Below are 22,454 nucleotides of genomic sequence, written 5' to 3' on the forward strand. Positions count from 1 at the left end.
GGAAGGCATTCCTCTCAGATCACCTTCACATGCGTGATGGCGGCGTGGTTGTAGCCCTGCATGTAGAAGCGCCATCTGGAGCCGACTCGGATGCCGATGACGGAGGCGTATCCGTCGTAGCTGCGCCCCGTCTCGATACGCCCGATGGCGTCGGGAACGGAGGTTGCGGCCCTGGCCCGTAGGTTCGCCAGCCGCACTTCCCGGTTCCCCTCGCTTCCGGGCTGAAGATGGCTGACGACCTGGCCGGTCGCGGCGGGCGTTCCGACGCTGAAGGTGCAGCCCGAAAGCTGAGACGTGATCATGACGCCCGGCCCCATACCCGTCGGAAGGCTGCAGTAGCTGGCCCCCGTGAGAAAGACATCGCGCGAGGTCATCGGGACATAGAAAGCGTCGAACTCGTCCGGCTGACGAGGCGAGGTCGGCGGAGGACTCGACTGGAACACGATCTTCACGATCGGCCGCTGCTTCATCCGGCCCAGGGCGCCCGCAATGCCTCCGGTGAACCCCGAGATGGTCATCGCCGTCTCGGTGCCGGCCACCATCTTCATCTCGACCCGGAACCTCGCGACCTGCGCCTGGGCGGTGCTCATGACCGTCTGCGGAGGACCACCCGCGATCACCAGGTTCACCTTGCGCATCAGGCGGTCCGGCTCGGACAGCATCGCGATCACATCGGCAGGCGTCATATTCTCGTGGAGTCCGAATATGGGAAGGCCGGTCGAACCTATCCACAACCACGAGTTGCATGAACCCCTCGGCCCGGCCTTATTTCCCGTATCTCCACAGTTCCGCGCGGACGCCCATCAGTTCGATCATGCCGTCCTGCGCGCCGCCGAGCCGGGTGGCGAGACGCCGCGAGGGCGCATTGTCCGGATGGATGAAACTGACCGGAGGCGCCGGCAACGCGCCGCGCGCCCATTCCAGCACGGCAGAGGCCGCCTCGAACGCGAAGCCCTTGCCCCATTCGACGGGCGCGATGCCGTAGGCGAGTTCGGGCATGGGCCAGCCCTCGGGGTGCAGGATGCCCGCGCGGCCGATGAAGCGCCCTTGATACTCGATCGCCCAGAAGCCGCAGCCGCGCAGTTCCCATTGGCCCATCTGCGTGGCCATCGAGATCCAGGTTTCGATCCGCGTCCGGGGCTGGCCTGCGGCCGGCCCGACGCCGAGAAATCGCATGAAGGCGGGGTCCGCCTGCATCGCCGCGAAGGCATCGAGATCGGCCTCGGTGAAGCCGCGCAACCGCAGGCGCGCGGTCCGCAGGACGGGAACGGGCATCACTCCGTCCCGAAGCAGCGATCCCCCGCGTCGCCCAGGCCCGGCACGATATAACCGCGCTCATTGAGGCGCTGGTCGAGCGCTGCCGAGGTCACGGGCACGTCGGGATGCGCGGCGCGGAAGGCCTCCACTCCCTCGGGCGCGGCCACCACGCAGGCGAAGCGCACGGAGGTCGCGCCCGCCTGCTTCACGCGCGCGACCGCCTGGATGGCCGAGCCGCCAGTCGCCAGCATCGGGTCCAGCACCAGCGCGCCGCGCAGTCCGAGGTCGCGCGGCAGGCGCACCACATATTCGCTGGCCGTGAGCGTGTGCTCATCCCTCACCAGGCCGAGATGGCCGACGGGGGCGTCCGGCATGATCAGCCGCGCGCCGTCCAGCAGGCCCAGGCCCGCACGCAGTACGGCGACGAGGCAGGGCTCGGGCGCCGCCAGCACGGGTGCATCCAGCGCGGCGACAGGGGTCGCGATCCCGCAAAGGGTCTCAGGAAGGTCTCGAAGCGCCTCGGTCGTGAGGATCGCGCCGATCTCAGCCAGCGTGCGGCGGAATGTGGCGTTGTCGGTGCGGCGGTCGCGTAGCCGGCTGAGCTTGGCGCGCAGCAGGGCGTTCTCCGGGACGTGGAAGGGGGCGCTCATCGGTCGGTCAGCCTCAGCTCGATGCGGCGGTTGCGGGCGAAAGCCTCGGGCGTGTCGCCCGGGTCGATGGGCTGATGTTCGCCGAAGGCGGCGGCCGCGACGCGGTTCGCCGGCAGCCCGGCTTCCATCAGCAAATTGGCCACCGCGATGGCGCGCGCGGCCGACAGCTCCCAGTTGGTCGCATAGCGGTTGCTCCGGATCGGGTTGCGGTCGGCATGCCCGTCCACGCGCAGCAGCCAGGGAATGTCGGCCGGAATGCGCGAGGTGATGTCGAGCAGCACGCGCGCGAGACGGCGGATCTGCTCCTGCCCGGCCGCGGAAAGGTCGGCCGAGGCGGGCGGGAACAGCACCTCGGACTGGAAGATGAAGCGGTCGCCGGAAACGCGCACCTCCGGCCGGTCGCCCAGCACCTCGCGCAGGCGGCCGAAGAACTCGCTGCGGTAGCGCTGCAGCTCCTCGACCCGGCTGGCCAGCGCAGCGTTGAGCTGGGCGCGCAGGTTCACCACCTGCGCCTCGTTCTCGCGATCCTTCGCCTCGGACGCGTCGAGCGCGTTGGCGAGGCGGTTGAGCTGCCCACGCAGCTCGGAGAGCTGCTGCGTGAGCAGTGCGACCTGGGCGCGCGCGGCCTCGGAGAGGCGCTGCTGCTCGGCGGCCTGGCCCTCGGCGCCCTGGCGGCGCTGCGCCTCGGCCGTTGTCGCGGTCTGCGCCTCCCGCGCCGCGCGCTCGGCCTGCTCGCGCAGGGCGTTGAGGCGGGCGATGTCCTGCTGAAGGCGCGCGATATCGGCGAGCCGCGCCTCGATCGTCGCGCGATCGGCGGTGATGTTGCGGTTCAGCGCCTGCGCCTCGGCCTGCAACGTTACGATGCGGCGGTCGAGTTCGGCGATGCGGGCGGTTGCTTCGGCGATCTGCCGGCGCACGGTGGCCAGCTCCTGCCGCGCCGTCTCCAGCGCGCCCTGCGACTCACGGGCCTGCCGCTCGGCGGTGCTGCGCGCGGCCTGCTCGGTCGCGAGGCGCTGCTCGGTCGCGCCCCGCGCGCTACGCTCGGAGGCAAGATGGCGCGCGGCCTCGGCACGGGCCGCCTGTTCGGCCGCAAGGTCGCGTGCCGCCGCCGTGCGCGCCGCCTGTTCGGCGGCGAGGTCACGTGCCGTGGCGGCGCGCGCCGTCTGTTCCTCAGCCAGCGCGCGGGTCTGCTGGTTCAGGCGCTGGACAGTGCTCGCGACGTCGCCCGTCGCGGCCTCCACGCGGCCCAGCGCCTCGGCCAGCTGGCTTTCGGTGCGCGTGAGTTGCTGCGCGGAAGCCGTACGCGCGGCCTCGAGGTCGGCGACGCGGGCGGTGAGCCGGTCGCGCTCGCCGCGCATGGCCTGGTTGTCGCCCGTCAGGGTGTCGCGTTCCACCTGCAAAATCCGCAGCTGCTCTGCGAGCTGGTTGCGCGCGCCGGTCACGCCGCGCAGGTCGTCGGCGGCGCGGGTCAGCAGCGTGCGGAGTTCCTGCGCTTGGCCTCGCTCCAGCGAAAGCAGTTCCGAAAGTTCCGCGACCTGCTGGTTCAGCCGGTCGAGGGCGCGGTCGCGGTTGGAGAGCGCGGCCGAAAGGAAGCCCTGCGCCAGTACGAAGACCAGCAGCACGAAGATGATGACCATGAGCAGCGTGGACAGCGCGTCCACATAGCCTGGCCAGCCGTCGAAGCCCGCGGCACGTGTGCGGCGCCTAGCCATTGCTGGCCGTGCCCGGCACGGCCGACCCGTTGGAAATGGCCATGATCGTGCGCGTCAGCACCCGGATCTCGCTGCGCAGTTCCTGCGTGGATTGCGAGCGGCCCTGCACCGTCTCCTCCAGCAGCCGCGCCAGCAGCAGCTCCGTATTGCGGAGGTGGCTGCGGCTCGCATCGTCGAGCGTGCTCTGCCCCTGCCCCGCCGCGAGCTGGTTCAGGATGGGAACGAGCTGGGCCTGCTGCTCGGCCATGCGGGCGTTCATCGCCTGGCTCGCGCGCATCTGCTCGCCCAGCAGGGAGAGCTGCTCGGCCACTTGGGCGATGGCCGTGGCAGTGGTGCCGCGTGCCTCCTCCCCGCGCGCCATGATGGCCTGCAGCGCCTCCAGGTTCTCGGCCGTCTGCTCGAGCAGGGCGTGCACATAGGCGGGCATGGAGCCGCCTTCCCCCTCCCCGCCGAGCGCGCCGGAGGAGACGCGGGTGAGGCCTGCCAGCCAATCCTCCAGCTCGGTGTAGAAGCGGTTCTGGGCCTGCCCCGCGGTCAAGTCGAGAAAGCCGAGAACCAGGGCGCCGGCGAGGCCCAGCATCGAGGAGGAGAAGGCCACCCCCATGCCGCGCAAGGGCTGGGCGAGGCCCGACTTGAGCTGGTTGAACAGCACGTTCACATCGCCAGAGCCCACCGACATGCCGCCAATCACGTCCGCCACCGCGCCGATCGTCAGCAGCAGGCCCCAGAAGGTGCCGAGCAGGCCGAGGAAGATCAGCAGCCCCGTCATGTAGCGTGAGAGTTCGCGCGTCTCGTCGAGGCGGGAGGAAATGCCATCCATGATCGAGCGCATGGAGGCAGTGGAGAGCGTAAAGCGATCTGTGCGCCGGGCTGCCAGCATGCTCGCCATCGGCGCCAGCAGCCGCGGCGAGGGCTGCGCCGGGTCGCCCTGGCGGGCGTTGCGGAAGGCTTCCAGCCAGTTCACCTCGCCATGCAGCACCAGCACCTGGCGGAAGTTCCAGAGAATGCCGACCACCAGCACGAAGAGGATGAAGCTGTTGAGAACGGGGTTGGCCGCGAAGGCCGTGTGCAGCGACGGGTAGAGCAGCCCTACCGCCACCCCCACCAGGGCCAGGAAGACCAGCATGCGCGTGAGATAGGCGGTCGGCTTCGTCATGGCCGGGAGACTAGGTGGGTTGCCGAAACGGCGCCAGTAATGACCTGACTAAGGTTTCGCGGCCGTGGGCGCCAGCACGTCCACCGCATCGCGCCCTGCCTCGGTGCGGCCCATGGCGCGGATATCCACGCGGATCTCGCTCAGTCCGCCGGCCACCAGCGCCGCCTTCACCGCCCGCGCCCGCACCAGCGAAAGCCTACGGGTCGTGGAAAGGTCATCGCCTTCGCTGACCTCCGCGATCAGCGTGACGCGGCCGATGCTGCCGGCCTCGAGGACACGGCCGAGCTGGCCCAGCATGGTGCGCTGGGCGACTTCCAGCGTTTCGGCACCGGCATGGAATTCCACGCGCCAAGTTCCATCCGCCGGCATGGTTACGCCGCGGACGAGCGGCACGGCCGGGAGCGGCGGCAGGGCTGGCAGGGGCGTCGCCGGAAGCGGCTGCGCCACCGCCGGGAGCGGCAGAAGCAGGAGCGTGAAGGCCAGCCGGCGGCGCATCACTCGGTGGCGGCGCGGCCCTTGGCGGCCGCCGTGATGCTCTCCTGCACCACGTCCTGGAGCTTGCCGTGCATATGCTGGTTGCCCGCGACCACATGGCCCTCGGCATAGGGGTCGCCGCCGTCGGGCGAGGTGACGATGCCGCCGGCCTCGCGCACCATGATGATGCCCGCCGCCATATCCCACTTCTTGAGGCCGAGTTCCCAGTAGCCGTCGTAGCGGCCGGCCGCGACCCAAGCGAGGTCCAGCGCCGCCGAGCCGAAGCGGCGGATGCCCGAGACCTGCGGCATCAGCCGCACGAGCGCATGTGCGAACTCCGCCTTGCGGGGCGTGGCGGCGAACGGAATACCGGTGGCGAAAAGCGACTCGCGCATCTCGCGCCGGCCGGAGACACGCAGGCGCTTGTCGTTGAGGAAGGCGCCCATGCCCTTCTCGGCCCAGAAGAGCTCATCGGCGACGGGGTTGTAGATCACGCCCGCGACGATTTCGCCCTTGTCCTCGGCCACGCGCTTCTCGATGCCCACGCTGATCGCCCAGTGTGGGATGCCATGCAGGAAGTTCGTGGTGCCGTCGAGCGGGTCGATGACCCAGCGCCACTCCCAGTCCGCGCTTCCGGCCTCGCCACTCTCCTCCATGAGGAAGGCGAAGTTCGGGCGGGCCTTCGCGAGGTCCTCGCGCAGCGACTGCTCGGCGCGCAGGTCCGCCTGGCTCACGAAATCCCCCGGCCCCTTCATGGAGACCTGGAGACTCTCGACCTCGGTGAAGTCTCGCAGCAGGCGCCGTCCGGTCTTGCGGACGGCGCCGACCACGACGTTGAGCGCGGGCGACAGGCGGGGCGAGGAGCCGGACATGGGTCGTGTTGTGCCTTCAGTCCTTGGCGCGCTCGACGTAGGACGCGTCCTCGGTGCGGACCACGATGCGCTCACCCGTCGTGATGAAGGGGGGCACCATGGTCTTCACGCCGTTCACCAGCATGGCCGGCTTGTAGGAGGATGAGGCGGTCTGCCCCTTCACGACCGGGTCGGCCTCGGCGATCTCGAGCGTCACGAGCTCGGGCAGGTCCATGGAGACGGGCTCGCCCTCGATGAGGCGGACGTTCACCGTCATGTTCTCCTGCAGGAAGGGCAGCCGGTCGCCGAGGATGGCGTTGGGAACCTGGGTCTGCTCGTAGGTCTCGGGATCCATGAGAACGAGCATCTCGCCCTCGGCGTAGGAGTAGGTGAACTCCTTGTCCTCGGTGGTCAGGCGCTCGACGGTGTCGGCCGTCCGCCAGCGCTGGTCCTTCTTCGCGCCGGTCTTGATGTTGCGCATGTCGACCTGGATGATCGCGTTGCCCTTGCCCGGAATCATGATGTTCTGGCGGAGGATCGTGTAGCGCTGGCCTTCGAACTCGATGACCATGCCGGCGCGCATCTGATTGGCCTGCATCTTCGCCATTGGCGTGGCCCCTGCAATCTATGGGTTATGTAAGGCGGCTGGGCTTACACGCGCGGGGGCGGAACGGCAACCGGGGCTTTTCGGGAGGGTCCCCTGCGCAGGAAACGGAAGCGCCGCGCCGAGAAGGCGAACCGCAGTACGGCTTGCCACCACAAATGACCTCAAATGGCGGACTGACGCGCACCAACCGCATGATGCGCAGGGTGTATGGGGCACCTTCAGCTCCGGCGACCTTAATTTCCCGGATGGGGGTTGCGGCCCGGCGGGGGGAAAGCTAGGAAGCGGCCCGGTTTGCTGTTGTAGCTCAGTGGTAGAGCACTCCCTTGGTAAGGGAGAGGTCGAGAGTTCAATCCTCTCCAACAGCACCACCCCAAGCTCTTGAGCCCGTAGGACGATCCCCAGGCCAGAACACTGACCTGCCCTGGCCGGGTGCACTGCCTCATGCAGACCTTGTCACGTCCGGCCGGCACCGACCCCGACTCCGCCATGTGACCCCCCTGGCTTCGCCAAACCGGGCCCCGCTCCCGCCCGGACACCGGGCCGGAGGTTCCGCAGATCGAAGTCCAACGGGCGATCTCAGCTGCGATTTGCGATCGGGCTTGACCAGCAGGAGCTCACAGCAGCGCATCAATTCGGCATGTAGGTATTGGACATAGCTGCCCACCCCAGCCGGACAAAAGCTGCAAATTCATCTTTCAGATTCCATCCCTAAGTGCTTGTCTTCATGCGCATTCGGCGCAGGGAGGCGCAGTTCGCATGGGGATTACGGCAGTTCCCGGCAGCATGGGGCGCCGGGGTCTCGGCTTCGCCGCGGCAGCCCTCTGGGCAGGGCAAGCCGCCAGGGCAGCCGTCCCCGAACGGCTGAGTTCCGACGCCGACGCGCTGCTCCGCCGTCTATCGGACACCCTGGCCCGGGCGCCGAGCCTGACGGTGGACATCAACACCGCGCGCGAAGTCCGGCTTGAGGACGGGCGGGTGGCCACCCTGCTCGCGGAGGCCGGAATCGCGATCCGCCGCCCGGACCGGCTGCGGGCCGATATCCGGGGCGACGCGGTCGTGGCCAATGTCTTCTACGACGGCCGGCAGGTGGCCATCGAGGCTCCGCTGAACAACGCCTATGCCCGCGCCGAAGCCCCCAACACCCTGGACGCGACGCTGATCATGCTCGCGAACCGTCTGGGCGTGCCGCTCGAGGTGGGCAATCTTCTCTTCTCCAATCCCTATTCGCGTCTGGCACCGGACACGGTGGGCGAGGTCGTCCCCTCCTTTACCGTGGCGGGGCGGCCGGCAGTGCACCTGATCATGCAGAGCGGCCCGGTCGCGTGGGAGCTCTGGCTGGAGGATTCGGAACTCGCGCTGCCCCTGCTCGCAAGCATCCGGCGCGGCGCCTACCGGACCCTGGTGCGCTTTGACGCCTGGCGGCTCGGCCCGCAGATCCCGGATCAGCTCTTCACCTTCGTGCCCCCGCCTACGGCCCGGCAGATTCCGATGGCGACGCGCCCAGAGGGAGACGGCCCATGAACCGTTTGTTCAAGGCGGGATTGCTGGCCTCGGCCTGCCTGCTGGGGTTGCCGATGCTGGCCGAGGCGCGGCTGGGCGGCGGCGGCGGGTTCCATGGCGGCGGGTTCCGCGGGGGATTTGGCGGCGGTGGCTTCGGAGGCGGTGGATTCGGCGGCGGCAGCTTCCGGGGTGGTGGCGGGTTCCACCCGCCGGCCGGCGGCTTCCAGGGCGGCGGCAGCCACTTCCAGCCCGGCAATTTCCATCCGCCGCAGGGCGGGTTCCAGCGCCCCGGCGGCGGCGGTGCTGGGCAGCAGCGGCCGACGCAGTTCCATCCCCAGGCCCATATGTCCGGCCGCAACGAGATCCGTGGCGGCAACCAGATCAACATCAACAACGTCAACAACAGGACCATCCGCGGCAGCGGCAACATCCACGCCGGCGGCGGTCAGCGCCCACCCGGACCGCCCGGCGGTGGTGGGGGTCCGCCTCCCGGGCCGCCCGGCGGGGGTGGCCGTCCCCCGCCGCCGCCCCCAGCCTGGGGGCCGCCCGTTCCAGTGCCGTACCCGGCCTATATCGGGCCCTCGGACTGGGATGTCGGCGCGGCGATCGCCGGCGGCCTGGCGATTGGCGCCACAGCGGGGATCGTCAGCGGCGCCATCGCAAGCAGCGCGCAGCCCCCGCCGCCCACGGTGATCTACGAAGCACCTCCTCCGCCGCCGCCCTCCTCCGCCTCGGCGGAGGACGCAGCCGCACGGGCTCAGGCCTCGGCCAACGCGGCCAGCCGGTCGGCGAGCTCCGCCAGCCATTCCGCGAGCCGCTCCGAAAGCGCGGCGCAACAGGCGCAACAGGCGCAGCACGCAGCCTCACAGCCTGCCACGCCTCCGGCGCCGGCGGCTGCACCAGAGGCGGCCGGGCGGGCGCCGGCAATCGGCCCCGTCCCGCCGGGCGCGCGCTTCGCGCTAGGGACCCAGATCGCCACGCCACCCGGCGACTGCCGGACTGAGCAGGTGGGGCCGATCAACTTCGATCATTGCGGAACGGATTGGCTGCAGCCGGTCATGATCGGGGGCAACGTGCTTTGGGTAGCCGTCCCGGCACCGAGGGGCTAGCCGGCGTGACCGCGTCGCGTTTATTCGGCCTGGGCTTCGCGGCAGCGATGGCCTTGGCAGCTCCCGCCATGGCGCAACAACAGCGCTCCCCTTCCGACATCAGCCAGCGGGCGCACGATCTGTCCCAAGCCGTCGCGAATCCCATCGCGCATCTGATCAGCGTTCCCTTCCAGAACGACCTGGATTTCGGGATCGGGCGGAAGAACGCCGTCCAGAACACGCTCAACGTCGAGCCGGTCGTGCCGATCAGGCTGACCAACGAATGGAGCGTCGTCACGCGAACCATTCTTCCCGTCATTTACCACCAGAGCACCTTCGCTGGAGACCGCAACGAGTTCGGCCTGGGCGACACGAGCTTCAGCGCTTTCTTCACCCGGGCCGGCTCCGCCGCGCCAGGCGCCCTGATGCTCGGCGCGGGCCCCATGATCCGCTTGCCGACCGCGACCGACAACCTGCTCGGCAACCGGCGTTGGGCGGCCGGCCCGACCGCGATCATGGTGAAGCAGACCCAGAACTGGACGGTGGGCGTGCTCGCCTCCCACGTCTGGTCCTTCGGCGATTCCGCGGCGCGCGCAGGATACAGCCTGACCAGCTTCCAGCCCTTCGTCGTGCGACAGCTCGGCAATGGTCTTTCGATCGGCGCCAACCTCGAGGCGACCTACGAATGGGACACGCGGGCGATGGCCGTTCCGCTGAACCTGCGTGTCTCGCAGATCGTGCGTCTGGGGCCACTCCCGGTCAGCATCTTCGCCGGCCCCCGTGTCTATCTGCAGAGGCCGAGCGGAGGGCCGGATTGGGGCCTTCGCTTCGGGGCACAGTTCCTCTTCCCGACGTAGAATTCCTGAAAATCCCAGTATCAAAGGGAGTGCAACGATGAGTGATCCAAATCCTTCCTCGATGGCACGGCGCTCCGTTCTGTTCGGCGGTGCCGCCAGCGTGACGGCCGGCGGGGTGCAGCTCGCACAGGCGCAGCAGCGTCCGGGGGCGGCGCCTGCCGCGACACCGGCGGCCGGCTCCAGCAACCGCCCGCCGAACATCCTCGTGATCTTCGGCGACGACATCGGCCTGTGGAACATCAGCTACAACAATGGCGGCACGACGGGTTTCTCGACGCCGAACATCGACCGCATCCACCGCGAGGGCGCGACCTTCAGCGACTATTATGGCGAGCAGTCCTGCACCGCCGGCCGCGCCGCCTTCATCACGGGCCAGTCGCCGGTCCGCACGGGCCTCACCAAGGTCGGCGTTCCGGGCGCGGCCATCGGGCTGCAGAAGGAAGACCCAACCATTGCCGAGATGCTGAAGCCGCTGGGCTACGCGACCGCCCAGTTCGGTAAGAACCATCTCGGCGACAAGGACGAGTATCTGCCGACCAACCACGGCTTCGACGAGTTCTTCGGCAACCTCTACCACCTCAATGCCGAGGAGGAGCCCGAGCGCCCCAACTACCCGCGCGACCCGGAGTTCCGCCGCCGCTTCGGTCCACGCGGCGTCATCCGCAGCTTCGCCGATGGCCGCATCGAGGATACGGGCCCGCTCAACCGCAAGCGGATGGAGACGATCGACGACGAGACGACGGCCGCCTGCCTGGACTTCATCGACCGCCAGCACCAGGCCAACAAGCCATTCTTCGTCTGGCACAACGCCACGCGCATGCACATCTACACGCACATCCCGCCCAACTACGAGGGGCGGACCGGCCTGGGCTTCTATGCCGACGGCATGGTTCAGCATGACGACCATGTCGGCCTCATCCTGAAGAAGCTCGACGACCTCGGCATCGCCGACAACACTATCGTCGTCTACTCGACCGACAACGGCCCGCACTTCAACGAGTGGCCGGACGGCGCGATCACGCCCTTCCGCAGCGAGAAGGATACGAACTGGGAGGGCGGCTTCCGCGTGCCCTGCGCCGTCCGCTGGCCCGGCAAGATCCAGCCCGGCAAGCGCATCACCGGCATCGTGCAGGCGAATGACTGGATGCCCACGCTGCTGGCCGCCGCCGGCGTGCCGGATATCAAGGAAAAGCTTCTTGCCGGCCATGCGGCAGGAGGGAAGACCTTCAAGGTCCATCTCGACGGCTACAACCAGCTGCCGACGCTGACGGGCGACGCGCCGAGCCCACGCGACGAGTTCTTCTACTTCAACGACGATGGCGGGCTGGTTGCGGTCCGGAAGGGTCGCTTCAAATACGTCTTCGGGGAGCAGCGATCCCAAGGATTCCGGGTGTGGATGGATCCCTTCGTGAACCTGCGCGTGCCCCTGATCATCGACCTGAAGATGGATCCTTTCGAACGGGCACCCACGGACTCCAACAACTACTATCACTGGCTGATCCAGAACTCGTTCCTGATCCTGGTCGCGCAGCAGACCACGGCGCAGTGGGTAAGCAGCTTCCGGGAGTTCCCGCCCCGGCAGACGCCCGCCTCCTTCAACGTGGATCAGATCCTGCAGCAGCTCACCCAAGCTGCGCACGCAGCAAGCCGGTGAGGATGAGGCTTCGTGGCGCCGGGTTGGCCTTGGCTCTGGGGGTGCTGCTTGCAGGCTGCGCCACCCAGGCCGGGTTCGACCAGCGCATGTCGGCCTTCGTCGGCCGCAGCGAAGGCGACCTCGTCGCCTCGCTCGGCATCCCGGCCCGCACGTTCCAGACGCCTGAGGGCCGCCGCTTCTTGCAATATGAGCGTCGGCGCGTGCAGGCGAGCTCGCTGGGTGGCTGGGGCTGGCGGGGCGGCGTCGACGTAACGACCTGGGATTGCAACGTGACGTTCGAGGTAACGGGGGGCCGCGTGGAAGGCTTCACGAGCCGGGGTAACGACTGCGTGGCCGCAGCGCCTTGAGAGGAAGCAAGATGGAAACCGTCATGTTGGCGCGGCGCAGCCTGGGAGCGCTCCTGCTCGCGGCCAGCACCGCCACCCTCGCATCGGCGCAGCCCGGTGCAGATCCCCTGCCCTCCTGGCGCGAGGGGCCAAGGCGGCAGGCCATCCTCGACTTCCTCCGCGCGACCACGACGGAGGGCAGTGCGGATTTCGTCCCGCCCTCCGAGCGGCTCGCGACCTTCGACAATGACGGGACCCTCTGGGTCGAGCAGCCGCTCTATACGCAGTTCGTCTTTGCGCTGGAGCGCGTACGGGCTCTGGCGCCGCAGCATCCCGAATGGGTTTCCCGCGAGCCTTTCCGCAGCGTCCTGGACAATGACCATGCGGCCCTCGCGCGCTCAGGCGAGCGGGGCCTCGCTGAGATCGTAGCTGCGACGCATGCGGGAATGTCGCCGGACGAGTTCCGTGCCATCGTCACCGACTGGCTCGGCCACGCGCAGCATCCGCGCTTTCGTCGACCTTATACGGAACTGGTGTACCAGCCGATGCTCGAGGTGCTGGCCCTGTTCCGTGCGCGGGGCTTCCGCACCGCCATCGTCTCGGGCGGCACGGTCGAGTTCATGCGGCCTTGGACCGAGCGCATCTATGGCGTTCCGCCGGAGGCCGTGGTGGGCACCACTTTCCAGATGCGATTCGAGAACGGCCGGCTGCTCCGTCTGCCCCAGATCGACCTGGTCGATGATGGCCCGGGAAAGCCGGTCGGAATTTCGCGCTTTCTCGGCCGGATGCCGCAGGCCGCCTTCGGCAATTCCGACGGCGACTACGAGATGCTGCAATACGTCACCGGCGCACCCGGCCGCCGGCTCGGGATGATCGTGCATCACGACGATGCCGAGCGCGAATACGCCTATGATCGCGACTCGCATATCGGCCGGCTTGTGCGTGGCCTGGACGACGCCGCCCAGCGCGGCTGGCATCTCATCTCGATGAAGCAGGATTGGACGCGCGTCTTCCCCGGAGGGTGACGACGCGCGCCAACTTGGCTCAGCCGCCGCCTTGCGCGTGCTGCACCGCGCGTGTGAGCGACTGGCGCAGCCCGCGCGCCGATGCGATGGCGCCGCCCGGCGCGGACAGCACGCGGGTGGCCTGGAAGCCCGGCCCATAGGCAGTCCGGTTCTTCGGCATGTCGAGCGTCAGGCGCGCGGCACCGAGGCCACCGCCAGCAAAGAGCCCGCGCGACGTTTCCGCCGTGATGGCCTGCGCCCCGCCCGCGATGCCGCCTGCGCCGATGGACCCCGCCCCCCAGTCGCCCAGCGCCAAACCGCCGGCGGCGCTGATCCGCTCCGATCCGTCGATGAACTGCGCGATGGCGGAGCGAGTGAGCAGGAACATCGCCACGGTCGAACTCGAGGCGCCGCCGAGGAAGCCGACATTGTAGTTGCCGAGCTTCACGAAGACCGGGTCGCTCCAGTTGCTGCCATGGCGCTGCATGAGGATACCCTCGCCCTCCTGCACGCCCACGATGAGGCCGACGCGCGTGGCGCTGGGAATGATAAGGATGGCCTGGGCGCCACCGGAAATGTTGCGAAAGCCCTCCCACTCGGGGCGGTTCAGGAAGGGCTCAATGGAAGTCGCGGCCGCAGAGATCAGCGGCGTGACGGACGCCGTGCCCTCGGCGACCGCTGTTGCCGGCATGGTGGCCGAGTCCGGCAGCAGCCCATTCTGAGCACAGCCCGAGAGCAGCGATAGGCCCAGCACAGCTACGGTCCAGTGACGTGACGGCATCCAACTTCCCTCCCTGAAGGTGAAGGTTTGCATGTTGTCAGTCGACGGCGGAGCGCACCACCCGAAACGACGCTCGTCTTGCCCGGCGCAGGGCACGCCGCGATAAGCTATTCCCAAATCAGCGCGCCATCGCGCACCTGTTCGGGGAGCAAAGCCATGGCATCTCGAAATCTGGCCCGACTTGCCTTGGCGATGGCTGCCGTCGCGCCGTTCGCCGCGCCCCATCGGGCCTCCGCGACCGAGGCCGCGGCGGGGCACTACATCATCGGCACCTATTCGGCGCCAGCCGCGGGCGTCGTCCCGCCCGAGCCCGGCCTCTACTGGGGCAGCTCGACCCTCTACTACAACGGCACGATGGGCCGCACGGCGCAGGTGCCCATCGCCGGTCAGCTCAAGTCGGGCCTGGAGGCGGGCTTCTTCAGCACCTCCTTCGCCGCTCTTTACGTTCCGCGGCTCGACTGGGGGAACTTCACGCTGGCGATGGGTGTGACGCTGCCGGTGCAGAACCTCGACAGCCGTGTCTTCCTCGGCCAGCGCGGCATCAGCGAGAACAACTGGAGCTTCGGCGACATGGTGATCACGCCGGTCCAGCTCGGCTATCGCAGCGGGCAGGACTTCTTCCAGGCGCGGCTCGACGTATTCGCCCCCACAGGCAACTACAGCACCAGCTCGATCGCCAACGTGGGCATGAATTACTGGACCTTCGTGCCCACGCTCGCCTACACGCGGCTTGGCGCCAACTACGACATCTCGGTGAACCTGGGCGTCGACATCAACACCCGCAACACGGCCACCGACTACACCAGCGGCGCCATGCTGCACGTCGACACCTCGTTCATCCACGATGTCGCGCCGGGCTTCGGCCTCGGGATCATCGCGGCGATGATGTACCAGATCGAGGACGACCGGGGAGGCATCGCCGCGCGCCTCAATGGCTTCCGCGGCCGTTCCTTCGCGGTGGGACCGATCGCGCGCTACAACTTCAAGATCGGCAATGCCAGCCTGAGCACCATGCTCTCCTGGGCACCGGAATTCGGCGTGGAGAACCGGCCCAGCGGCAATGCCTTCCAGTTCCGGATATCGGGCCGGTTCTGAAGAAGGGCGGCGGCCGCGTTCCTCAGCCTGCCGCGATACGCTCCATCCCCATCCAGGGCCACAGCACCTCAGGGACGAGGATGCTGCCATCCTCCTGCTGGTAGGTCTCCATCACCGCGATCAACGCGCGCCCGACCGCGACGCCCGAGCCGTTGAGCGTATGGACGAGCAGGTTCTCCTTCCCCCGCCGGAAGCGCGCCTTCATGCGCCGCGCCTGGAACTCCCGGCAGTTGGAGCAGGAGGAGATCTCGCGCCACGCCTGCTGCCCCGGCAGCCAGACCTCGAGGTCATAAGTCCGCGCGGCCGAGAATCCTGTATCCCCCGAGCAGAGCAGGACCCTGCGCCAGGTGAGGCCGAGCATGGTCAGCACCGCCTCGGCGCATTTCGTCATGCGCTCGTGCTCGGCGTCGCTTTCCTTTGGCGTGGTGATGGAGACGAGCTCGACCTTGCTGAACTGGTGCTGGCGCAGCATGCCGCGCGTGTCGCGCCCGGCGCTGCCGGCCTCGCTGCGAAAGCTCGGCGAGAGCGCCGTGTAGCGCAGCGGCAGAGTGGCCTCTGCCAGGATCTCGTCGCGCGCGAGGTTGGTCAGCGGCACCTCGGCAGTCGGGATCAGGTAGCGGCCGTCCGTCGTCTTGAAGAGGTCTTCCTCGAACTTCGGCAGCTGGCCGGTGCCGAACATCGTGGCGGCGTTCACCAGGTTCGGGACGGAGGTCTCGCTGTAGCCGTGCTGGTCGGTGTGCAGCGTCAGCATCCATTGCGCCAACGCCCGCTCCAATCGCGCCAGAGCGCCCTTCAGCACCACGAAGCGGCTGCCGGAAAGCTTGGTCGCGGCGGCGAAGTCCATGAGGCCCAAAGCCTCGCCCAGCTCGAAATGCTGCTTCGCCTCGAAATTGGGCTGCCGGGGCTCGCCATGCTGGTGCAGGACGACGTTGTCGCTCTCGTCGGCGCCGTCGGGCACCTCGGCGTCGAGGATATTGGGCAGGACACAGAGCGCGTCGGTAACAGCCGCCTCAAGCGCCTCCACGTCGGCGCCCGCGGCGGCCGCGGCGGCGGCCGCGACCTCGGCCTTCAGGCGCTCCGCCTCGGCCTGGTCTCCGCGTTTCATGGCGGCGCCGATCTCCTTCGAGAGGGCGTTACGCTTGGCCTGCGCGCCCTCGGTCAGCGCGATGGCGGCGCGCCGCGCCTCGTCGAGCTCCAGGATGGCGGGCGCCTGCGGGCCCAGGCCGCGCCGCGCCATGGCGGCATCGAAGGCGTCGGGATTGGCGCGCACCGCGCGAATATCGTGCATGTCACTTCACCGCTGTTGCGGGCCGCGGCCTCTGGCCGCCTCTCCAGCCCGTCAGGAAACCCTGGCCCGCAGGCGCGGGCCGCTCAAGTCCATGAGCGGAGGGTCACGATCGGCCGTCTTCCTCGGGCGGCTTGGGCACGATCCAGGACGCGAAGAGGATCGAGAGCTCGTAGAGGAGGATCAGCGGCACCGCGAGGCCCACCTGGCTGATCACGTCCGGCGGGGTGATGATCGCGGCAAGCGCGAACATGCCCACGATCGCGTAGCGACGGCCCTTGCGAAGCGACGCCACGCTCAGGATTCCCACCCGGCACAGCAGCACCAGCGCCACCGGCATCTGGAAGGCGATGCCGAAGGCCAGGATCATGTGCATGACCAGCGAAAGATACTCGCTGACCTTCGCCTCGAGCTGGATGGGCACGCCGCCCGAACCCGGCGGGGTCTCGAAGCTGATGAAGAAGTGCCAGGCCAGCGGAAAGATGAAGTAGTAGGCCAGCGCCGCGCCCATCAGGAACAGAATGGGCGAGGCAACGAGGAAGGGCGTCACCGCCCGCTTCTCGGACCGGTACAGGCCCGGCGAGATGAACAGCCATAGCTGCGTCGCCCAGATCGGGAAGGAGAAGAACACGGCGCCGAAGAAGGCCACCTTCAGATAGGTGAAGAAGGCCTCGTAGAGCGCGGTGAAGATCATGCGCCGGTCGCCGCCGCCCTGCTGCTGCAGGATGTTGGCGAGGGGCTGCGCCAGGAAGCCGTAGATCTGCGCGGAGAAATAGTAGCAGACGGCAAAGGCGATGATGAACGCGCCGACCGACCAGAGAAGCCGCTGCCGCAGCTCCATCAGATGGTCGATGAGCGGCATCGGCTTGTCGTTGATGGGATCGTCTTCGGCGGTATTGGACAAGTGGGGCCTCAGACCATCTTCGCCGCGCCGGCGGGCGCGGGGGTTTCAGCGGGCTTGTGCTCGACCACCGGTGCCGCGGGCTCTGCCGGGGCGACTTCGGCGGCCGCGTGCTCTACCGGCAGCGGTTCAGCGGGCGCCGGCTCCGGCGCGGGCGGCATCGTCAGGTTCGCGGGCGCCGGCGTCGCAGGCGGGACGAAGGAAGGCGCCTCGGGCATCGGCGGGGGCGGCGGCGGCACGTAGGGCGCCATGGTCTGCGGCGGGATCATCGCAGGCGCGTCCGCGCGGTCGGCGGCGGTCGGCGGCGGCGTCCAGGCAGGGGCGGGGTTGATGGGATTGTCGAAGCTCTTGCTCAGCGTGCCGTCCGCATCGACCGTCTTCTCGATATGGCCCTTGAGGTCGAAGCTGCGGATCTCGTTGATGGCGCCCTTCACGTCGGCGATCTGGTTGCGCACCTCCTCGAGGTTCGCCTCGCGGACCAGTTCGTCAGCCTGCTGCTGGAATTGCGCAAGCTGCTTCTTGCCCTTCTTCACGAGGTCAGCCACGCCACGAATCGCGCCGGGCAGGTCCTTGGGACCGATCACCACCAGCGCCACCACGGCCACCAACATGATCTCGGACCAAGCGAGGTCGAGCATTCCATCCCCAATGCGGAACAAGGCGAAAGCAGCCCTTGGATAACAGGGCTTCCGGCTGCCGCCAATGCGGCGCGGACTTACTTAGGCGCTCGGCGGCCGGCTTGCACCCTGCCCGGCGGGAAAAGCGAAGGCTCGCTCCGGATCGAAGCCGACACCCAGGACTTCCCCGGGCGGCAGGGCGGTGCCGGCCGGCAGGCGGGCCTGCAGCTCATGCCCTCCCTCCTCCAGCACGAGATGCACGAGCGTCGTGGCGCCGAGAAGCCGGATGGAGCGCATGCGGGCGGCCGCCCCCTGCCCCGCTGCGTCCAGGCGAAGCCCTTCCGGGCGCAGCAGAAATTCGGCCGCCGCGCCTTCCGCCAAGCCCGGCGCCGGGAGCTCGCCCAGAACGCTGACGGCGCGCCCGCCCCGAATTTCAGCCGGCAGCCGGTTCACCTCGCCCAGGAAGCTCGCGACGAAGCTCGAAACCGGCCGGAGATAGAGCTCCTCGGGCGTGCCGAGCTGCTCAACCCGCCCGTCGCGCAGGAGGGCGATTCGGTCGGCCATGAGCAGCGCCTCCTCCGCGTCATGCGTCACGATCACGGCTGGAATCGCGGCCTGACGCAGCACGCGAAGCGTGTCGTCGCGCACCTGGTCGCGCAGCCGGGCGTCGAGGCTGGCAAAGGCCTCGTCGAGCAGGAGCGCCTTCGGCCGGGGGGCCAGGGCCCGCGCCAGCGCCACCCGCTGCTGCTGCCCGCCGGAGAGCTGATGCGGCCAGGCGTCGGCCCGGTCGCGCAACCCGACATGGCCGAGCGCCTCCGCGATACGCGCCTCGCGCTCCATCCGCCCGAGGCCGCGCAAGCCAAAACCGACGTTCCGCCCGACCGTGAGGTGCGGGAACAGGGCGTAATCCTGGAAGACGAAGCCCAGGTGCCGCTCTTCCGGCGGCACCTCGAGGCCCGGCTCGGCCAGGGCGATGCCGTCCAGCTCGATCCGGCCGTGCTGCAGGGCCTCGAGCCCCGCGATGAGCCGCAGCAGTGTGGTCTTGCCGTCGCCCGAGGGGCCCAGGAGGCACAGGATCTCGCCGCGCGCGACCGTCAGGCTAACGCCACGCAGAATCTCACGCGGACCGAAGGCGTGACGGATATCCGTGAGGCGAAGGCTCATGCGGCCTTGTGCGGGCGCGATGACGCGCTGTCCATACTCCGCTGCGTCTCACGCCGGCAAAAGGCCTGCCGCGCGGTAGCTGCCGATCAGGGCATCGTAGAGACCGATATCCGCACGGCTCCGGGCCATGAGCTGCGCGCCGGCGATGGCCGCGAAGATGGCGCGCGCCCGCATCTCGCCTTCCCCGCCATGGACTAGGCCCGCATCGGCCAGGCGGCTCGCCAGCCAGGAGACGTTGACGTCCGCGAAGGCCTGCACCTCCTGCCGCACGGCCTCGGGCAGATCCTCGTACTCGGCGGCCATGATGCTGCACAGGCACATCCGATTCCCCGTCTCCAGCGCCTTGCGGAACAGCTCGGGATAGCGATGCAGGCACTCGGCAGGGTTGCCGGCTTCCAGCCGCATGGCTTCCAGCCGCGCCGCCGCGTCCTCGCGGTAGCGCCGCGCCAGCGCCGCGCCAAGCTCAGCCTTGCCGGCGAAGTGGTAGTGGATGCTCGCCGCCTTGATGCCGACATCGGCCGCGATCTCCCGAAAATTCAGGCCGTTATAGCCATGGCTCTGCGCGGTCCTTCTGGCCGAGTCCAGGATCGCCTCTCTTGCATTCGAACCCAATTCGCGCCTCGATGATGTCATCTACCAATTGGCAGATAGGCATTGACATCGAGCTGACACAAGATCAGAGATATACCTACCAACTGGCAGGTAGATTTCAAGCATGAACGCGATCATGACCATCCATGACTGGCCGATCGGCCCCTACCCCGCGCGCGTCCGGATCGCGATCGCCGAGAAGAGCCTGCAGCCGCGCATCCGCTTCGAGACGGTCCATCTCCGGAAGGGCGAGCACAAACGGCCCGAATTCCTGGCTAAGAACTACTCGGGCACCCTGCCGGTGCTGGAGCTCGAGGACGGCACCTTCATCGCCGAGTGCACGGCCATCACCGAATACCTCGACGCGCTCGACGGAGCCCCCACCCTCACCGGCCGGACGCCGCGCGAGAGGGGACTGATCCACATGATGAACAAGCGCGCGGAGATCGAGCTGCTCGACCCCATCAGCGTGTATTTCCACCACGCCACGCCTGGGCTCGGCCCGGATGTCGAGCTCTATCAGAACGCCGAATGGGGCCTGCGCCAGCGCGACAAGGCCCTGCGGGGCATGCGTTACTTCGACGGCGTCCTGCGGCAGCAGCCCTTCGTGGCCGGCGACTTCTTCTCAATGGCGGACATCGCCGTCATCGGCGGCCTGATCTTCGCCGAGCTGCTGAAGGTGCCGGTTCCCGAGGAGTACGGCGCGCTTCTGGCCTGGTACGCGCGCGTGCAGGAACGGCCGAGCGTGCGGAACCGGGTCACGATGTCGGACCCGGCGGCAGCCATGGCCTAGGCCGCGTCCTGCTCGATGAGGGGCGGGGCCCCGCTGGGCTCCGGCGTCAGCTCCACGGTCGCGAGGTCGCTGGAAACCAGCTCCTCCTTGCGCGGCAGGTCGCTGAGGGACTTCAGACCGAACTGGTCCAGGAAGCGCGGGGTAGTGCCCCAGAGCGTGGGTCGCCCCGGCGTCTCCTTCCGCCCGCGCGAGGTCACGAGCCCCGCGTCCAGCAGGGCGTCCAGCGTGGTCTGGGCGAGCGCCGCGCCGCGGATCTCCTCGATCTCCGCGCGCGTCACCGGCTGATGGTAGGCGACGATGGACAGCGCCTCCATGGCCGCGCGCGGCAGGCGGCGCGGCACCTCCACCACCCGGGTGATGGCGGGCGCCAGGTCCAGGGCCGTACGGAAGGCAAAGCCGCCCGCGACCTCTACCAGCTCCACGGCACGGCCGGCGGTCTGCGCGGCGAGCGCTGTCAGCACCGCCTGCGCCTCGACCCCCTGCGGCAGGGCCAGCTGCACGCGCGCGGCGGCGACAGGACGGTCGGAGGCGAAGATCAGCGCTTCGGCGATGCGGAGCGCACGGTCGAAATCGCCCTGCTCGCGCGGCTGCGGCATGGGCGGGTCTTCGGCGAACGGGGTGTCAGACGGCATGGGAACTCTCCTCCGCGGCGCGTCGCAGATGGATGGGGGCGAAGACGGCTTCCTGGCGCAGCTCGATCCCACCCCCGCGCGCCGCTTCCAGCGCGGCAACCAGCGTGCTCGCCAGCGCGGCCTTGCGGTCGAGCGGCGAGATCAGACCTTCGGGCAGGAAGCTGGAGAGCATACTCCAGCCCGGCGTCTCGCCGATCAGCGATTGCAGGCGGCCCAGCGCTTCGGCCACGGACCAGAGCTTGCGGGGCTTGGGGGTGAAGGGTCGGTTCGCCATGGCCCGCCGCCGCGCCGTGGCATAGGCGCGCAGCAGGGTGGAAAGGTCGGCGACGAGGCCCGAACGGTCCTCGACCCGCAAGGATTCGGGGGCGCCGCGCGCGAAGGTTTCGCGCCCCAGCTGCGCCCGGCCACCCAGCCATTGCGCGGCGGCCCGCATGCGGTCGAGCTCAGCCAGGCGCTCGGTCAGCCGGGAGGCCGCCTCCAGCGGGTCTTCCTCGTCTGGGCCGCGCTCTTCCTCCGGCAGCAGCAGGCGCGACTTCAGCCAGGCCAGCCAGGCGGCCATGACCAGCCAGTCGGCCGCGAGCTCGATCCGGACGCGGCGCGCGCCCTCTACAATGGCCAGGAACTGATCGACCAGGGCCAGGATGGAGATCTGGCGGATATCCACCTTCTGTGCCCGCGCGAGGTCCAGCAGCACATCCAGGGGCCCCTGGAAGCCGTCGAGGTCCAGGACCAGGCTTTCCTGCGCCTCGCTCACGGCGTCGGGTGCCCCGCCGCGCGCAAGACGAGGCCAAAGGCGGGGCGGACCAGCGCGTCGATGAAGATCTGCATGGGCTGGAAGGCCGGAACCGCCAGGGGCAGCAGGAACAGCACGAAGATGACCAGGAACATCCCGCTCCGCTCGAGCCGAGCCACCGCCATGGCCGCGGGCAGGGGCAGCAGGCCGACAAGGATGCGGCCCCCGTCCAGGGGCGGGATGGGAATGAGGTTGAACAGGCCCAACACCAGGTTCGCGAGGATGGAGAGACCGAGGAAGCGATAGACCACGACCATCGATTCGGCCGAAAGAAAGGCTTCCAGCAGGCTCATCGGGTGTACCAGAAGCGCCGCGATGAGGGCGAGGGCGAAGTTCATCACCGGCCCCGCGAGGGCGACCCACATCATTCCCGTCCTGGGATTGGCCAGGTTGCGGATGTCCACCGGCACAGGCTTCGCCCAGCCGAACATGACATCCACCCGCCCCGTGGTCAGAAGCTGCGAAACCAGGAGAAAGCCCGGCACCAGCAGCGTGCCAATCGGGTCCACATGCCGCAGCGGGTTCAGCGAGAGCCGGCCCATGAGCTTGGCGGTCGGGTCGCCCAGCCAGAGCGCGGCATAGCCATGCGCGGCCTCATGCAGCGTGATCGCGATGACGCTGGCCAGGACGGCGGCGACCAGCTCGGGCAGGAATTCCATTGCCTGG

Annotated in this window: 25 protein-coding genes and 1 tRNA gene; 9 read left to right on the forward strand and 17 right to left on the reverse strand. The window is 68.8% G+C overall.

Annotated elements, in window-relative coordinates:
* Positions 1 to 14 precede the first annotated feature (14 nt).
* The 8 genes from WJM96_RS11250 to efp all read right to left on the reverse strand — a co-directional run bounded on the left by WJM96_RS11250 (position 15) and on the right by efp (position 6,707).
* Positions 15 to 686, reverse strand: coding sequence for a hypothetical protein (locus WJM96_RS11250; protein WP_424812579.1), 672 nt, complete (start codon positions 684 to 686; stop codon positions 15 to 17).
* A gap of 79 nt (positions 687 to 765) precedes the next feature.
* Positions 766 to 1,275 carry a GNAT family N-acetyltransferase gene (locus WJM96_RS11255; protein ID WP_424812580.1) on the reverse strand — a complete coding sequence of 170 codons (510 nt, stop codon included), beginning with the start codon at positions 1,273 to 1,275 and terminating at the stop codon, positions 766 to 768.
* Positions 1,275 to 1,907 carry a uracil phosphoribosyltransferase gene (gene upp, locus WJM96_RS11260; RefSeq protein WP_424812581.1) on the reverse strand — a complete coding sequence of 211 codons (633 nt, stop codon included), beginning with the start codon at positions 1,905 to 1,907 and terminating at the stop codon, positions 1,275 to 1,277. The genes WJM96_RS11255 and upp overlap by 1 nt, the downstream gene beginning before the upstream one ends.
* The gene (locus tag WJM96_RS11265; protein WP_424812582.1) at positions 1,904 to 3,619 is read right to left on the reverse strand and encodes a peptidoglycan -binding protein; all 1,716 of its coding nucleotides are present in this window, start codon (positions 3,617 to 3,619) and stop codon (positions 1,904 to 1,906) included. The genes upp and WJM96_RS11265 overlap by 4 nt, the downstream gene beginning before the upstream one ends.
* A complete protein-coding gene (locus tag WJM96_RS11270) occupies positions 3,612 to 4,775 on the reverse strand; it encodes a flagellar motor protein MotA (protein WP_424812583.1) in 1,164 nt (387 codons plus the stop codon). The genes WJM96_RS11265 and WJM96_RS11270 overlap by 8 nt, the downstream gene beginning before the upstream one ends.
* A 48-nt stretch (positions 4,776 to 4,823) precedes the next feature.
* Entirely contained in the window at positions 4,824 to 5,273 is a 450-nt protein-coding gene (locus WJM96_RS11275) for a hypothetical protein (RefSeq protein ID WP_424812584.1), read from the reverse strand.
* Entirely contained in the window at positions 5,270 to 6,121 is an 852-nt protein-coding gene (locus tag WJM96_RS11280) for an inositol monophosphatase family protein (RefSeq protein WP_424812585.1), read from the reverse strand. The genes WJM96_RS11275 and WJM96_RS11280 overlap by 4 nt, the downstream gene beginning before the upstream one ends.
* A 16-nt stretch (positions 6,122 to 6,137) precedes the next feature.
* Positions 6,138 to 6,707 (reverse strand): elongation factor P, encoded by a 570-nt coding sequence (efp, locus tag WJM96_RS11285; RefSeq protein ID WP_424812586.1) that lies wholly within the window; start codon positions 6,705 to 6,707, stop codon positions 6,138 to 6,140.
* A gap of 293 nt (positions 6,708 to 7,000) precedes the next feature.
* Here efp and WJM96_RS11290 point away from each other — a divergent pair.
* The 7 genes from WJM96_RS11290 to WJM96_RS11320 all read left to right on the forward strand — a co-directional run bounded on the left by WJM96_RS11290 (position 7,001) and on the right by WJM96_RS11320 (position 13,157).
* Positions 7,001 to 7,075, forward strand: a tRNA-Thr gene (locus WJM96_RS11290).
* A gap of 388 nt (positions 7,076 to 7,463) precedes the next feature.
* Positions 7,464 to 8,228: a DUF2092 domain-containing protein gene (locus tag WJM96_RS11295; protein WP_424812587.1), complete on the forward strand. Its 765-nt coding sequence runs from the start codon at positions 7,464 to 7,466 to the stop codon at positions 8,226 to 8,228.
* A complete protein-coding gene (locus tag WJM96_RS11300) occupies positions 8,225 to 9,316 on the forward strand; it encodes a hypothetical protein (protein ID WP_424812588.1) in 1,092 nt (363 codons plus the stop codon). The genes WJM96_RS11295 and WJM96_RS11300 overlap by 4 nt, the downstream gene beginning before the upstream one ends.
* A complete protein-coding gene (locus tag WJM96_RS11305; RefSeq protein WP_424812589.1) occupies positions 9,286 to 10,152 on the forward strand; it encodes a hypothetical protein in 867 nt (288 codons plus the stop codon). The genes WJM96_RS11300 and WJM96_RS11305 overlap by 31 nt, the downstream gene beginning before the upstream one ends.
* Positions 10,153 to 10,189: 37 nt before the next feature.
* Positions 10,190 to 11,806: an arylsulfatase gene (locus WJM96_RS11310; protein ID WP_424812590.1), complete on the forward strand. Its 1,617-nt coding sequence runs from the start codon at positions 10,190 to 10,192 to the stop codon at positions 11,804 to 11,806.
* A 2-nt stretch (positions 11,807 to 11,808) separates the two neighbouring features.
* Complete coding sequence (locus WJM96_RS11315) at positions 11,809 to 12,153, forward strand: hypothetical protein (RefSeq protein WP_424812591.1); 345 nt, start codon at positions 11,809 to 11,811, stop codon at positions 12,151 to 12,153.
* A gap of 11 nt (positions 12,154 to 12,164) precedes the next feature.
* On the forward strand, positions 12,165 to 13,157 hold the full coding sequence (locus WJM96_RS11320; protein WP_424812592.1) for an HAD family hydrolase: 993 nt from the start codon (positions 12,165 to 12,167) through the stop codon (positions 13,155 to 13,157).
* Positions 13,158 to 13,176: 19 nt separating this feature from the next.
* Here the strand turns inward: WJM96_RS11320 and WJM96_RS11325 are convergent, their stop codons facing one another.
* Positions 13,177 to 13,917, reverse strand: a complete 741-nt coding sequence (locus WJM96_RS11325) for a lipid-binding SYLF domain-containing protein (RefSeq protein ID WP_424812593.1) — start codon at positions 13,915 to 13,917, stop codon at positions 13,177 to 13,179.
* A 156-nt stretch (positions 13,918 to 14,073) separates the two neighbouring features.
* Between WJM96_RS11325 and WJM96_RS11330 the strand changes: the two genes are divergently transcribed.
* Positions 14,074 to 15,012, forward strand: a complete 939-nt coding sequence (locus tag WJM96_RS11330; RefSeq protein WP_424812594.1) for a SphA family protein — start codon at positions 14,074 to 14,076, stop codon at positions 15,010 to 15,012.
* A gap of 22 nt (positions 15,013 to 15,034) precedes the next feature.
* Here the strand turns inward: WJM96_RS11330 and serS are convergent, their stop codons facing one another.
* The 5 genes from serS to WJM96_RS11355 all read right to left on the reverse strand — a co-directional run bounded on the left by serS (position 15,035) and on the right by WJM96_RS11355 (position 19,591).
* Positions 15,035 to 16,300 carry a serine--tRNA ligase gene (gene serS, locus WJM96_RS11335; RefSeq protein ID WP_424812595.1) on the reverse strand — a complete coding sequence of 422 codons (1,266 nt, stop codon included), beginning with the start codon at positions 16,298 to 16,300 and terminating at the stop codon, positions 15,035 to 15,037.
* 103 nt (positions 16,301 to 16,403) lie between these two features.
* Positions 16,404 to 17,159, reverse strand: coding sequence for a twin-arginine translocase subunit TatC (gene tatC, locus WJM96_RS11340; RefSeq protein ID WP_424813097.1), 756 nt, complete (start codon positions 17,157 to 17,159; stop codon positions 16,404 to 16,406).
* A 50-nt stretch (positions 17,160 to 17,209) separates the two neighbouring features.
* On the reverse strand, positions 17,210 to 17,836 hold the full coding sequence (gene tatB / locus WJM96_RS11345) for a Sec-independent protein translocase protein TatB (RefSeq protein ID WP_424812596.1): 627 nt from the start codon (positions 17,834 to 17,836) through the stop codon (positions 17,210 to 17,212).
* An 81-nt stretch (positions 17,837 to 17,917) separates the two neighbouring features.
* Positions 17,918 to 18,979, reverse strand: coding sequence for an ABC transporter ATP-binding protein (locus WJM96_RS11350; RefSeq protein WP_424812597.1), 1,062 nt, complete (start codon positions 18,977 to 18,979; stop codon positions 17,918 to 17,920).
* 48 nt (positions 18,980 to 19,027) lie between these two features.
* Positions 19,028 to 19,591, reverse strand: coding sequence for a TetR/AcrR family transcriptional regulator (locus WJM96_RS11355; protein WP_424812598.1), 564 nt, complete (start codon positions 19,589 to 19,591; stop codon positions 19,028 to 19,030).
* A 103-nt stretch (positions 19,592 to 19,694) separates the two neighbouring features.
* On the opposite strand from WJM96_RS11355, the gene WJM96_RS11360 reads away from it, so the two are divergent.
* Entirely contained in the window at positions 19,695 to 20,363 is a 669-nt protein-coding gene (locus tag WJM96_RS11360) for a glutathione S-transferase (protein WP_424812599.1), read from the forward strand.
* Here the strand turns inward: WJM96_RS11360 and scpB are convergent.
* From scpB to WJM96_RS11375, 3 genes are read right to left on the reverse strand one after another with little or no spacing between them, the layout of a single operon-like run.
* On the reverse strand, positions 20,360 to 20,995 hold the full coding sequence (gene scpB / locus WJM96_RS11365; RefSeq protein ID WP_424812600.1) for an SMC-Scp complex subunit ScpB: 636 nt from the start codon (positions 20,993 to 20,995) through the stop codon (positions 20,360 to 20,362). The genes WJM96_RS11360 and scpB overlap by 4 nt on opposite strands.
* Complete coding sequence (locus WJM96_RS11370; protein WP_424812601.1) at positions 20,985 to 21,749, reverse strand: segregation and condensation protein A; 765 nt, start codon at positions 21,747 to 21,749, stop codon at positions 20,985 to 20,987. The genes scpB and WJM96_RS11370 overlap by 11 nt, the downstream gene beginning before the upstream one ends.
* Complete coding sequence (locus tag WJM96_RS11375) at positions 21,746 to 22,447, reverse strand: site-2 protease family protein (protein ID WP_424812602.1); 702 nt, start codon at positions 22,445 to 22,447, stop codon at positions 21,746 to 21,748. Before WJM96_RS11375 ends, WJM96_RS11370 begins: the two co-directional genes overlap by 4 nt.
* Between the last annotated feature and the right edge of the window lie 7 nt (positions 22,448 to 22,454).

The organism is Roseococcus sp. YIM B11640, assembly GCF_049727625.1.
Classification (GTDB): Bacteria; Pseudomonadota; Alphaproteobacteria; order Acetobacterales; family Acetobacteraceae; genus Roseococcus.

Bases quoted from the DNA above. Each gene is read 5' to 3' on its own strand.
- WJM96_RS11270 (WP_424812583.1), bottom strand. From the start codon at position 4,775: ATGACGAAGCCGACCGCCTATCTCACGCGCATGCTGGTCTTCCTGGCC.
- WJM96_RS11325 (WP_424812593.1), bottom strand. From the start codon at position 13,917: ATGCCGTCACGTCACTGGACCGTAGCTGTGCTGGGCCTATCGCTGCTC.
- WJM96_RS11255 (WP_424812580.1), bottom strand. From the start codon at position 1,275: ATGCCCGTTCCCGTCCTGCGGACCGCGCGCCTGCGGTTGCGCGGCTTC.
- WJM96_RS11350 (WP_424812597.1), bottom strand. From the start codon at position 18,979: ATGAGCCTTCGCCTCACGGATATCCGTCACGCCTTCGGTCCGCGTGAG.
- WJM96_RS11315 (WP_424812591.1), top strand. From the start codon at position 11,809: ATGAGGCTTCGTGGCGCCGGGTTGGCCTTGGCTCTGGGGGTGCTGCTT.
- WJM96_RS11300 (WP_424812588.1), top strand. From the start codon at position 8,225: ATGAACCGTTTGTTCAAGGCGGGATTGCTGGCCTCGGCCTGCCTGCTG.
- WJM96_RS11295 (WP_424812587.1), top strand. From the start codon at position 7,464: ATGGGGATTACGGCAGTTCCCGGCAGCATGGGGCGCCGGGGTCTCGGC.
- scpB (WP_424812600.1), bottom strand. From the start codon at position 20,995: ATGCCGTCTGACACCCCGTTCGCCGAAGACCCGCCCATGCCGCAGCCG.
- WJM96_RS11375 (WP_424812602.1), bottom strand. From the start codon at position 22,447: ATGGAATTCCTGCCCGAGCTGGTCGCCGCCGTCCTGGCCAGCGTCATC.
- WJM96_RS11280 (WP_424812585.1), bottom strand. From the start codon at position 6,121: ATGTCCGGCTCCTCGCCCCGCCTGTCGCCCGCGCTCAACGTCGTGGTC.
- WJM96_RS11330 (WP_424812594.1), top strand. From the start codon at position 14,074: ATGGCATCTCGAAATCTGGCCCGACTTGCCTTGGCGATGGCTGCCGTC.
- serS (WP_424812595.1), bottom strand. From the start codon at position 16,300: ATGCACGATATTCGCGCGGTGCGCGCCAATCCCGACGCCTTCGATGCC.
- efp (WP_424812586.1), bottom strand. From the start codon at position 6,707: ATGGCGAAGATGCAGGCCAATCAGATGCGCGCCGGCATGGTCATCGAG.
- WJM96_RS11265 (WP_424812582.1), bottom strand. From the start codon at position 3,619: ATGGCTAGGCGCCGCACACGTGCCGCGGGCTTCGACGGCTGGCCAGGC.
- tatC (WP_424813097.1), bottom strand. From the start codon at position 17,159: ATGCCGCTCATCGACCATCTGATGGAGCTGCGGCAGCGGCTTCTCTGG.
- upp (WP_424812581.1), bottom strand. From the start codon at position 1,907: ATGAGCGCCCCCTTCCACGTCCCGGAGAACGCCCTGCTGCGCGCCAAG.
- WJM96_RS11250 (WP_424812579.1), bottom strand. From the start codon at position 686: ATGACGCCTGCCGATGTGATCGCGATGCTGTCCGAGCCGGACCGCCTG.
- WJM96_RS11320 (WP_424812592.1), top strand. From the start codon at position 12,165: ATGGAAACCGTCATGTTGGCGCGGCGCAGCCTGGGAGCGCTCCTGCTC.
- tatB (WP_424812596.1), bottom strand. From the start codon at position 17,836: ATGCTCGACCTCGCTTGGTCCGAGATCATGTTGGTGGCCGTGGTGGCG.
- WJM96_RS11310 (WP_424812590.1), top strand. From the start codon at position 10,190: ATGAGTGATCCAAATCCTTCCTCGATGGCACGGCGCTCCGTTCTGTTC.
- WJM96_RS11360 (WP_424812599.1), top strand. From the start codon at position 19,695: ATGAACGCGATCATGACCATCCATGACTGGCCGATCGGCCCCTACCCC.